Source organism: Aeromonas sp. 601039 (assembly GCF_049174415.1).
GTDB classification, from domain to species: domain Bacteria; phylum Pseudomonadota; class Gammaproteobacteria; order Enterobacterales; family Aeromonadaceae; genus Aeromonas; species Aeromonas veronii_A.
Map to the genome: position 1 here is coordinate 267,679 of NZ_JAAKTL010000003.1, position 11,803 is coordinate 279,481.

At 55.5% G+C, this 11,803-nt stretch carries 9 protein-coding genes and 1 pseudogene; 4 read left to right on the forward strand and 6 right to left on the reverse strand.

Translation table 11 applies throughout. The features are described 5' to 3' along the window. Window positions 1-227 precede the first annotated feature (227 nt). Window positions 228-1,727, reverse strand: coding sequence for an alanine/glycine:cation symporter family protein (locus G5195_RS04625; RefSeq protein ID WP_100645999.1), 1,500 nt, complete (start codon window positions 1,725-1,727; stop codon window positions 228-230). A gap of 348 nt (window positions 1,728-2,075) precedes the next feature. Between G5195_RS04625 and G5195_RS04630 the strand changes: the two genes are divergently transcribed. After that, the gene (locus G5195_RS04630) at window positions 2,076-2,513 is read left to right on the forward strand and encodes a GNAT family N-acetyltransferase (RefSeq protein WP_227340687.1); all 438 of its coding nucleotides are present in this window, start codon (window positions 2,076-2,078) and stop codon (window positions 2,511-2,513) included. Window positions 2,514-2,589: 76 nt separating this feature from the next. Next, complete coding sequence (locus tag G5195_RS04635) at window positions 2,590-3,354, forward strand: zinc-dependent peptidase (protein WP_227343061.1); 765 nt, start codon at window positions 2,590-2,592, stop codon at window positions 3,352-3,354. A gap of 510 nt (window positions 3,355-3,864) precedes the next feature. On the opposite strand, the gene G5195_RS04640 is transcribed toward G5195_RS04635, so the two are convergent. The 4 genes and pseudogenes from G5195_RS04640 to G5195_RS04655 form a co-directional block, all read right to left on the reverse strand. After that, on the reverse strand, window positions 3,865-4,467 hold the full coding sequence (locus G5195_RS04640; protein ID WP_421221564.1) for a type VI secretion system amidase effector protein Tae4: 603 nt from the start codon (window positions 4,465-4,467) through the stop codon (window positions 3,865-3,867). After that, window positions 4,460-5,002, reverse strand: coding sequence for a type VI secretion system PAAR protein (locus G5195_RS04645; RefSeq protein WP_421221565.1), 543 nt, complete (start codon window positions 5,000-5,002; stop codon window positions 4,460-4,462). The genes G5195_RS04640 and G5195_RS04645 overlap by 8 nt, the downstream gene beginning before the upstream one ends. A 465-nt stretch (window positions 5,003-5,467) precedes the next feature. After that, window positions 5,468-6,519, reverse strand: a pseudogene (locus tag G5195_RS04650) (IS3 family transposase). Between the two features lie 72 nt (window positions 6,520-6,591). Then, window positions 6,592-7,311 (reverse strand): hypothetical protein, encoded by a 720-nt coding sequence (locus tag G5195_RS04655; RefSeq protein WP_421221654.1) that lies wholly within the window; start codon window positions 7,309-7,311, stop codon window positions 6,592-6,594. Between the two features lie 295 nt (window positions 7,312-7,606). On the opposite strand from G5195_RS04655, the gene G5195_RS04660 reads away from it, so the two are divergent. Further along, a complete protein-coding gene (locus G5195_RS04660; protein ID WP_421221574.1) occupies window positions 7,607-8,158 on the forward strand; it encodes a lipoprotein in 552 nt (183 codons plus the stop codon). 195 nt (window positions 8,159-8,353) lie between these two features. After that, window positions 8,354-10,351, forward strand: a complete 1,998-nt coding sequence (locus tag G5195_RS04665; protein ID WP_421235898.1) for a hypothetical protein — start codon at window positions 8,354-8,356, stop codon at window positions 10,349-10,351. Between the two features lie 84 nt (window positions 10,352-10,435). On the opposite strand, the gene glgC is transcribed toward G5195_RS04665, so the two are convergent. After that, entirely contained in the window at window positions 10,436-11,710 is a 1,275-nt protein-coding gene (glgC, locus tag G5195_RS04670) for a glucose-1-phosphate adenylyltransferase (RefSeq protein WP_421221576.1), read from the reverse strand. Window positions 11,711-11,803 lie beyond the last annotated feature (93 nt).

Sequence of the window (11,803 nt, forward strand, 5' to 3'; positions counted from 1 at the left end):
CAGTCCGCTTCAACCCGTTGGAAAATCATCTTCAACCAGCTTGATCTTCCCCGGGAATGGGCAGAGAAAAGTGTCCACATTTTGCCAATTTTGGTGTCTTTTCACGTCCCAAAGTGTCCCCTTATGTGGCGCCCAACTCCTTGATTTGAATGCAAATTATTGAAATTAAAGAAATAAAAATGGCAGCCGAGGCTGCCATTTTTATCGAACGGTTATTTCGTGTCGGTTCAGGAGATCTTGCGATCCTGATCCGGCTCGAACTGATGGCCCGATTTCTCCCGCTCCAGGTTCTCTTCGGAGCGTTTGCCCACCCAGTAATCGGCGTTCTTGATGCCGAGCTTCTCCGGGTGGAATACGGGGTCAATACCTTGTGCTTGCTGCGCTTCATAATCCTTCAGACAGGTGAAGGCGGTCTTTTGCAGCAGCAGGATGGCGATGATGTTGAGCCATGCCATCAGGCCGACTCCGATATCACCCATGCCCCACGCCAGATCCGCCGTCTTGACGGTGCCGTAGACAGTGGCAGCCATCAGCGCAATCTTCAGCAAGAAGGTGAGCCAGGGGCGATTAATCTTGCGGTTGATGTAGGCGATGTTGGTTTCGGCGATGTAGTAGTAGGCAACGATGGTGGTGAACGCGAAGAAGAACAGCGCGATGGCCACGAAAATGCTGCCAAAGCCCGGCATCATGCTCTCCATGGCGGTCTGTACATAGCCCGGACCTGCTGCGATACCGGCAATACCCGTGTAGATAGCAGCGCCGTCCGGCCCTTGTACGTTATAGAGGCCGGTGATCAGCAGCATAAAGCCGGTAGCGGAGCAGACGAACAGGGTGTCGATATAGACGGAGAACGCCTGCACCAGACCCTGCTTGGCCGGGTGACTCACTGCCGCCGCAGAGGAGGCGTGCGGTCCGGTACCCTGACCCGCTTCGTTGGAGTAGACCCCGCGCTTCACGCCCCACATGATGGCCAGACCCAGAATGGCACCGAAACCGGCATCCAGACCGAAGGCGCTCTTCCAGATCAGCAGGATCACGCCCGGCAGTTGGCCGATATTGAGGGCGATGATGACGCAAGCCACGATGATGTAGCCCAGCGCCATAAAGGGCACTACGGTACTGGCGAAGTTGGCGATACGCTTGACGCCACCGAAGATAATAAAGCCGAGCAGCAGCGCCAGACCGGCGGCAGTGACGTTCGGATCGATATTAAAGGCGGTCTGCAGGCTGGAGCCGATGGAGTTGGCCTGCACCCCCGGCAGCAGCACGCCGCAGGCGAAGACGGTGGCGATGGCGAAGGTCCAGGCGTACCACTTCATGCCAAGCCCTTTCTCGATATAGAAGGCCGGGCCGCCGCGGTATTCACCGTTGATCTTCTCTTTGTAAACCTGGCCCAGGGTGGACTCCACGAAAGCAGAGCTGGCGCCGAGGAAGGCGACCATCCACATCCAGAACAGGGCGCCCGGGCCACCGAAGGTGATGGCGGTGGCCACACCTGCGATGTTACCGGTACCCACGCGACCTGCCAGGGTCATGGCCAGCGCCTGGAAGGAGGAGACACCGGCATCGGTGCTCTTGCCATCAAACATCAGGCGCACCATCTCTTTCATATGACGCAGTTGCAAAAAACGGGTGCGCAGGGAGAAGTAAAGACCGACCCCCAGACACAGGTAGATGAGCGCAGGGCTCCAGATTACACCATTGATGGCATTGACGATTTCATTCATGTACAACAACTCCTTTGTTGTGTTTGTGGCGCTGTCTTGGCGAGATCTTGGCCTCGCTCTCTGTCACTGTTTTCGGCCCTGTCTGTTAACAATCCAGTTAACAAATGAGCGCGAGGTTGAGGGGTTAAGCAGAGCGCAAACAGGCGCCATGCATGGCTTGTAACATATCGAGTTGTATCGGTGCTTCCCAGCGAAAAATGTTGCCTTGTTGCAAATTTGTGAATTGACAAGGGTGGGGGGATAATGGCAGGCAGCGTTTTCTATGAGTAAAGATGAGATCCTCCTTGTTGATCTGCGCCAGACAATGTGACGGGCGTAACACAATGGAAAGCAAACATGAGGCCAACAATGAAAAATGATCCTGAGACGTTGACGATCCGTCCCCCTGAGGCCGACGACGGGAGCGCCATCGCCCACCTGTTCACCCAATTGGGGTATCCTGCCGAAGGCGCTGACGTCACGGCGCGCCTGTTGGCGCAGGATCCCACGAGCGTTGTGCTGCTGGCATCTCTGGCCAACAAGGTGGTCGGCGTGCTGGTGTGGCACAAGCTGGCACCGCTGCATGTTGCACCAGCTTGGGGCCTGATCTCGGCGCTGGTTGTCGATGAAGGGGCAAGAGGGGCGGGAGTGGGCGCAGCCTTGCTCAAGGGAGCCGAAGCGATGGCGCGGGCCGCAGGTTGCGCCCAGCTGGAGCTATCCAGCAGCCTCAAGCGCGAGGCGGCCCACCGTTTCTATCTGGCGCAGGATTATCAGGAGCGGCCGAAACGGTTCGTTAAACTGTTGTGACCTGTTGTTTGCATCAAAAGAAGGAGTAGGCGTGCTGGGATGGTTCAAATGGCTGGGTGGTCGCCCGCAAACGTCCATGAGTGAGGATGAGTTGGCACTGTGGCGTCAGGCGCTGGCGGCTGTGCCCATCTTGCAAGGGCTCAGCGACACCGAGCAGACGACGCTCATTGGCTTGGGGCAACAGCTGCTCAAGCGCAAGACCCTGACCCTGATCGGGGTCGAGCTCAGCCGCCGTCAACAGGCGGTGCTGGCGCTGCAGGCGGCGTTGCCCATTCTTCATCTCGGCCTTGACTGGTATCGCGGCTTTCACGAAATCATCATCATTCCCGAACCCGTCACCCGGCGCCAGGAGGTGCAGGATGAGTTCGGGCTGGTGAGCGAGTTTGAAGAGGAGAACGCAGGCGAATCCTGGCCGCAAGGGCCGCTGGTGCTGGCCTGGAGCGAACTGCAGCAGGATGGCGACTGGGACGGCTTTAATCTGGTGATCCACGAGCTGGCCCACAAGCTCGACATGCTGGGTGGTGAGGCGGACGGTGCGCCGCCGTTGCCGGGGCAGATGAGCAGCCAGCTGTGGCAACAGGCCTTTCAGACCGCCTTCGATGCGCTCTGCCAGCAGCTCGACCGGGACGAAGTGACCGATATCGATCCCTATGCTGCTGAACATCCCGCCGAGTTTTTTGCCGTCAGCTGCGAGTGTTTCTTTACCGATCCGCTGCGGTTGCAGCAGGTCTATCCGGCGGTATACCGGCAACTGAGCCAGTTCTTTAGCCAGGATCCCGCGCAGCGTTTCCCCGTGACCCGCTTGCTGGCGGGGGAGGTGGACGCCAAGTCACTGAGCTGATAACCGATCTGTTGAACGGTTATTCGAGATAGCAAAAAGGCACCCGAGGGTGCGTTTAAAAAAACGATGTAAGCATATGAAACAAAAGGATTTGTTTCACTCGATGTCCACACGTCGACCACATTGAGAAAAAATCAAAACCCCGCATGTCGGGGTTTTGCTATCTGTGGCTTTCAACTGCCGCGCTTCGCTTGTCACCCTGCACGAAGAGTAAAACGCAACACACTGTCTTACTCTTCGTGCAGGGCATATTCATAAAAACGGCATGTTATAGCTTCAATTTATTATTTTTTCGTCTGTAAAAATAAGACACAAGCAATAGAGACAAAACAAAACACAAGGGGGTTATCAGATAAAGTATGAAATCAAAATAGTATGCAGCATATGTTTCACCAACATAGTGACCCTTTAATATATATTCTTCATATAGACTAAACATTGGTTTGGTGATTGTTACAATCGATAGAAACAATAAAGCTAAAAAAGTGAGGGTAACTACGATAATACGCTTCATTCTGACATGTCCCAAAAAAGAACTTTTGATGCACGTTTCAGATTAGACATTGATAAATATTGTTCTGAAACATCAGGGAATGTTAGTCTCATTTGTGAAGCAAAAAAACCTAAGCTTGCCAGCCGGTTATTTTTCCAAAGGTCAATATGGTCTCCTGTTCGACCACTTTCCCCGGGGCGTTGCCAATAATTTTGAAAGAAAACGATACCTTGTTTTCCTGATATTTTCTCTTCAAAATCAGCACCAGACATTACAGTCGCAACTGGGCAACCTGCAAAGGGCCTTTTTGCAAGATAATCTGCAAGCTCTTGAGCTCTAATGGCATGAATTCCTTTACCTTCGGGGCTAGGTGTTGGGCAACGCCAACAGCGAGTCCCTCTGAATGACTTCATTAATACACCATTATCGTATAATGCTTGGCTAACATTGATGGCACAATGATCGCTGAATATATCATTGCCTGTACTAGGGTCTTTATGTGTTACGCGACTTGTTGGATAAGCATCCCATAACTTATCAAAGCTTATTACAATATGCTCAATTGTTTTTATTGAGCCTGTTTTATCATTGGTTCTTATTTTAAATGCAGTGTTAGGCACTTATCATTCCCTCAATTAAGGCCAATGCTTCATCTCCCCAATAGATAGCAAACTCACCTTCTTTTTGTGTCTTAATTCTTTTCGTTAGTCCCGCACTATCTGTTCGGCCAGAGATAACCTCACCAGCATCATTTATCGCATAATATGGATAATCTGATACTGGTTTACCGGCTGCCATCAGTTGAATTTGTTCATCAAATGACAATGGGGGGATAAATCCAACGGAGCTTTGACTGTTTGCGGAAACTGACATGTTCCCAACAATAACGGAGCTGTCGCCAATGATAACACCACCGCAGTCAATGGCTGCTCCGGTCATAGCGATGGGCTTACCATTAATCAGTATGTTAGATATCCCTGAATCAATCGCGCGTGGATGAGGCGGATTGTTTGGCTTGTCGTGAGGCTCTAAAGGGTCGCCGACACGCGCTACGGGCATTCCATCTATCATTACATCTGGTGAGCCTGCAGTGATTTTTGTCGGCTTAAAGCCATCATGGTCAGTACCGATGTTTCCTACTATCGCTGCCTTCATGAGAAGCTCCATTTGAGATTTAATCCGTGATGGTATCTCCATCTTGCAACGCGTTCAAATGTTCATTTTTTCAGTTTTTCATTATGTGAAAAATATCATAACTATATGAATTTAATAGATTTTACTGCGATTCTTCCGATGTGGGAGTCAATGCCAAGATAGCATGAATGCTCACGGAAAATTGATTTTTCCCTTTTATAACAGTTGGTTATGTTTTCTTTCGTTCACAAAGATACGTTTCAAAAATGCGATTTGCTGCAAAAAATTTCATGCCTTTCAGTTTGTCTTGGACAACAGAATCCCAGATACCACGCGCCTTGAGAGGGGGGGGATTGCCGGAATCTGTTTTTGCAAAAAATTTATCTCATGGAGCGCGCAGGCGGGAGCGGATGAGCGCGGATTTCGTGACGTAGTCTTATCCGTGGTCCTTTCTTTAAGCCCTGTATGGCAGTAGGTATGTAGTGGTCAACTAAATCCGGACACTTGGTTAGGCCGATCTTCGGCTTTTGCTGGCGGTATCCCATTATTGTGGTGATGTGGACGCCGCCAGTTGTAGTAATCCATCAGGTAATAACTGATATCCCGCTTTGCCTCCCGCACGCTCATGTATCCCATAGCCGGGAGCCACTCTGACTTCAGGCTTCTGAACAATCGCTCCATCGGGGCGTTATCCCAGCAGTTACCACGACGACTCATGCTCTGGGTCATGCGATAGCGCCACAGTCGTTGCCGAAATGCCCGGCTGCCATATTGGCTGCCCTGGTCAGAGTGAAATAGCACACCGGATGGGCAACCCCGCTGCTGATACGCCATCTCAAGTGCTTTGATGGCCAGCTCTGCATCAGGCTTCTCAGATATCGCCCACCCCACAACCCGCCGGGTATGCAGGTCAAGCACCGCTGCCAGGTAATGCCAACGACCACCTGCCCAGACGTAGGTGATATCGCCACACCACACCTGATTAGGTTGCCGGACATCAAATTCTCGGGCCAGCAGATTGGGGATATCCGGTCGTTCAGACTGTGCCACCTTATAGCGGTGTGCGCCCGGCTGTTTGGATACCAGCCCGGCTTCCTTCATCAGGTTACGTACTTTGAATCGGCCAATCTGATACCCCAACTCTCGCATCATCGACATCAAGGCGCGGCTGCCCGCTGAGTTCCGGCTTTCTTTGAACAACCTGCGCAACTCAGAGCGCTGCTGCATACGCTCACGGTTAATCGTCCGCCTGCGAGTCAGATAGTCGTAAAAGCAGGAGGTGGGAACATCGAAAGCGCAGCAGACCAGAGTGATGGGGCTTCCAGCTCCTGGATTTTCTGCAGCTCCGGAGTCAGCGCTTTGCTGATTGGGGTAGTGCCAATTCGTTAGGATTGAAGCTGCTGAACCCAACGACGCAGTACGGTTTCACCGACATCCAGTGAACAGCTGGCTTCGGGGACAGAATATCCCTGGTCGAGCACCAGGGATGCGGCTTCGAGTTTGAATTCGGCAGTAAATGAGCGACGTAATCTTGTCATTGAACACCTCAGGTCATGGTGGCGACTGTACCACCTAAAATGGTGTCCGGGATGATTAGACCACTACATTGCTTATTGGCGGGTGACCCGGATCTGCAGGGTCTGGCGCTCGCTCTGGCTGCCTCGTCCGCCCTGTAGCTGGGTGCCGAGCCTGCTCCCCTGATCTGCCGAGCTGGTTGAGAGCTCCCCCACTGTCAGCCACTGGCCCGGGGCTCCACTGACCTCGGTGGCACTCTGCCCGCGATTGATGGTGCCCTGATCCAGCCTCGCCTGTTCGCTGCTCAGCGCAATCTGCACCCGATCGCCAATCAAGGTGGCCGTGGCATAGAGGCCGTTCACCAGCGGCATCATCCCCACCACGGCGCCCTCGTTCCACTGATAGAAGGTGACCGGCTGATAGGAGCCCATCTGCAGCAACACGGGACGACCCGACAGCCCGCGCACCTGCCAGCTGTCGTTCTGGCTGCGCTGGTACTGCTGGGCGTTGCCATCGACCAGCCATTGCCGCTTGGCCTCGTCACGACTTACTGAACCGCCCAGTTGTTCACTGCTGGAAAGCCCATCCACCCGCCACTCGATAAGCAGGCTTTGCGGTGGCTGGTTGATCTGCGCCAGCGTGGCTTCGGCCTCCTGCAGCTGGGCTGGCGTCCCGCTCAGCACCAGCTGATTACCCATGGCGCTGACCCCAAGCTGGGGATAGATCTCCTTGAGGGTCTGCACCGCCGCCTGCGCCTCGAAGACCGGGATCACTTTCACCTCGGCCCACAGCGATGGGCTCCAGAGTCCCATCATGCAGCCAAGCCACAGCAGCGCCCTGCGGCCAATCTTGCCCATCCGAACCATTACGCTCTCCTCGTTCTCTGTGCTCTTCTCGCTTTCTGTTCTCTTTCTCCCTGCTTAAGGTGTAGACCCCACCCGAAGCAACAGCTCAGCCCTATTTCGTTCACCCGTCGATGATGAACCCGGCGGTTGCCAAAAAACAATCGGGAATGCAGCAAGTCCGTGATTTCCCACGGTATGAGGCTCTCATTCCACGCCCGTTATCGCGTAAGATAGCGCCATCATAGTTGCCCAAGCGGAATCCATCATGTTGAAACAGTTGTTGTTACTCCCCCTTGCCCTGCTGCTGGGGGCCTGCTCCCTGACCCAGTACAATGTCAGCGAGGCCGAAATCAACCAGTACCTCAAAGATCAGGTCTCTTTTGAAAAGCAGCTGGGGATCCCCGGCATCATGTCGAGCAAGATCCGCCTGGACGAGATGCAGAGCCGTATCGGCCGCAAACAAGCAGATCGCATCGAGCTGGACGCCGCTGGCGACCTGCAGGTGAGCAGCCCCCTTGGCAGCCAGCAGATGAAGATCCGCTTTGCTTTGAGCGCACGCCCGGACTATGTGGCCGATCAGGGTGCCATCTATCTGCGCGATCTTGAGCTGCTCTCGGTCAAGACCGAGCCGGCCGATATCGGGGCCGCCCTCACCCCGCTGCTACCCACCTTCAATCAGTCGCTCTCCCTGTTCCTGTCGCAGACCCCGGTCTACCGCCTCGACAGCAGCCGCAAGAACGAAGCCAGGCTCAAGGAGAAGGTCGAAGCCCTCAAGGTAGAGCCAGGCCGTCTGGTCATCCCGTTCAAGCTGCTCTGATCGCCGCCGCACCGGCACTTTCATCGCAATAAACAGATAACCGTCCTCTTCGACAGCGCACATCCGGTTCAACGTGCAGCCGAATGGGGCGGTTTTTTACTTCTCAAGTCCCCGCCAACACAGCATAATGCAGACCATTCTCATTTAGATTCGTCATGAGAAGCGTCAATAATAAAACCAATGGTGAGAAGGGACATGAGAAAAACCGTACTGGTTCAGGCGATCGCCTGCGCACTGATCAGCGGCGCAGCACACGCTGCCGTCAAACTCGAAGACAAGACATTCAATACCGCCGCCAACATGCTGGCCTATACCGAATTCGAGCTCTCCGGTGAGCCGCTTGCCGAAGCGCTGGGGCTGGATCTGGATGTGCTGGATGCCAACCGTGCCGATGAGCCGACCCCGTTCGACTTCGCCGCCGGCATCGAATCCTACGAATACTCCGAAGAGGCGATGTACGCCCTCAACTACCAATCCGGCATGGGCCCTCATCTGGTGAACGGGCCGCAAAACCTGGCCCGTGGCGGCACCATGGCCTCTCTGGGGCAACGGGTGTTGGCCATGGCCGATGCCGTTGGCTTCCCGGCTGATGAAGTGCCGCAGGGCATGTATCCCCTCTCCCTGCCCTACGCCTCCGCCAATCCGGAGTTTGCCCAGGCCGTCAACGCCACCCCTGTCAATGGCGATCAGATCACCATCAAGACCGCCAAAGGGACCGAGAAAACCGTCAAGACCCAGGTGCCCGCCTACTTCCGCGACTACAGCACCCTGCGCTGGAGCGGCAGCGACAACCTGCTGGTGCCCGCAGCGGTGGGCGGTATCCTGCTCAAAGAGGTGATGTGGTCCCAGGACTTCCTCGGCGGCATGCACGTGGCCGAGACCGATGAAGAGGTAGAAGCCGCCTCCGCCACCATGGATCAGGATGGCAAGCACAAGCTGGGCGTCTCTGCCGCCGATGGCTTCAACGGCATGATGCTGACCGAGCAGTCCATCGACAAGCTGGCCATCATGCAGAACCAGCTTGGCTTCGATGGCAAGCAACTGGGCGCCAAAATCACCCCGCAGTACGATCCGGCCAAGGGCGTTGTCTACTTCCCCCATCAGGTGAAAGTGACCGAAACCAGCAACAACGATGCCGGTGCCATCGGCAAGCTGGAGGTGGTGGATGGTTCCGCCCAGCTGCGCGATGCCTGGATGATGCTGTGGCCGCTCTCCGAGTTCTATGCCTTCAGCGATCAGCGCAGCGCCAACACCAACCAGAACCCGGCCTTCCACGCCGTGTTTGACGGTGCGCCGTTTGCCGCCGCACCGGCTGCCAACAAGACCAATGACCTGGGGAAAGCGGTCGCGGGCAGCGATGCCTTCTCGCTGGCGATCAATCTCTCCAACCTCACCTTCAAGAACCTGGCAGCCCTGCACTTTGATACCAAGGCTGGCACCCTGGTCGACAGCTGGCAGGCAGGCAAACAGGGCAAACACGTCACCACCTTTGACGCCGCTTACGCACTGGTCGCCCTGCAGATCTTCCAGCGCGCTCAGGATGCGCTGCCGGTCGGTTACGCCGCCGGTGACAATGGCGAGCTGAACCTCAAGACCAAGCAGGGTCAAGAGGCGCTCGACTTGATCCGCAAGCAGGCCGATTTCATCCTTGCCAACCTCAAGGGCAAAAATGGTCTGGTGCATGACGGCATCACCCTGGGTGGCAAGCTCGATGCCGGCCACTCCATCGATGCGCAGTTCGCCGCCATCCGTGGTCTGACGGCTGCGTTCCTCGCAACCTCCGATGCCAAGTACCGCACTGCCGCCCGCGAGCTGTTTATCGCTACCGACAAAGCCTACTTCAATGCCAAAGCGGGCACCTGGCTGGCGGGTAAACAGGGTGAATACACCCCCTGGACCCAGGCTGCCATCTCCGGCGCCCTGCGCTCTGCCATGCTGAACCTGCGCAACGAAGGGGCCGAGAAGGCGCCCGAGCTGGAGCTGGCCAAGCTGACCGGTCAGTACGTCAGCTGGTTCCGTGGCACCGTCAACGGTGGCATGCAGATGGCCGAGTGGATCGGTGACTCCGGCGAGAACATCATCGAAGGTGCCGGCAGCGACACCGATGAAGATGGTGTACCGCAAGTGACCGCCGCAGGTGGCAAGCACGGCACAGCCATGGTGATGGCCGCCAAAGCGGTGGTTAGCGAATAATCCTCGCCATTCACCAGCATGAAAAAGGGAGCAAGTTTGGCTCCCTTTGCATTACAGCGTCTGACACAGTTTCAAGGGCCTTCCTCAAACCAGCTTGTCCAGCATCTCCTTGGTCACCAGCACAATTCCCTGCTCGGAGCGGTAGAAGCGGCGGCTATCCTCATCGGCGTTTTCACCCACCACCAACCCATCTGGCAGCACACATCCCTTGTCCACCACCACCCGGCGCAGACGGCAACCGGCGCCGATCTCGACCCCGGGGAAGATGATGGCCTGATCCAGGGTACAGAAAGAGTGCACCCGCACATTGGTAAAGAGCACCGAGTTGAGCACGAACGACCCGCTGACAATGGTCCCGCCCGCAAACATGGAGTTGATGGTCATGCCGTGCTGGCCATTGCGGTCCTGCACAAACTTGGCCGGAGGCGTCAGGGTCTGGCTGGTCCAGATAGGCCAGTTCTGATCGTAGATATCGAGCTCGGGCACCACGGAAGCGAGATCCATGTTCGCTTCCCAGAACGAGTCCAGCGTACCCACGTCACGCCAGTAGGGCTTTTGCCCCTCGCGCGCGCCGACACAGGACATGTTGAAGGGGTGAGCAAATGCCAGCCCCTCCTCCACGATGCGGGGAATCACATCCATCCCGAAGTCGTGTTTGGAGTCCTGATTGTGAATGTCCTCCTCCAGCAGTTGGTAGAGGTACTCCGCCTCGAAGATATAGATCCCCATGGAGGCCAGCGAGCGATCTTCGCAACCCGGCATGGCGGGCGGATTGGCCGGTTTTTCGACGAAGGCGCGGATCTTGCGCTGCTCGTCAATATCCATGATGCCGAAAGCAGAGGCCTCGGCCCGCGGCACTTCGATGCAGGCTACCGTCACCTTGGCGCCAAGGCGCACATGGTCGAGCAGCATGGCGGCGTAATCCATCTTGTAGATGTGATCCCCTGCCAGCACCACCAGGTATTTGGGGCCATAGTCACGGATGATATCGACGTTCTGATAGATGGCATCGGCGGTACCGCGATACCAGTGCACCTCGTCCACCCGTTGCTGGGCAGGGAGCAGGTCGATGAATTCGTTCATCTGGTAACGCAGGAAGGACCAGCCCGATTGCAGGTGACGCAGCAGGCTGTGAGATTTGTATTGGGTGACTACACCAACCCGGCGGATCCCCGAGTTGATACAGTTGGAGAGCACAAAGTCGATGATCCGGAATTTGCCACCGAAATGGACGGCAGGCTTGGCTCGGTTGTCAGTCAACTGCTTTAGGCGACTGCCACGTCCACCTGCCAGCACCAGTGCCATACTCTGGTTCAACAATTGTCGTGCTTTGGCACTATTTTCTGGCTCTAACAACATGATTTACCTCTGCCTTGTTTGATCTGTTTTCAACTCATCTTCGCCTGTTTCGGTACCTGTGAAAGTGGTTTCACTCACATTTAACCGATTTCA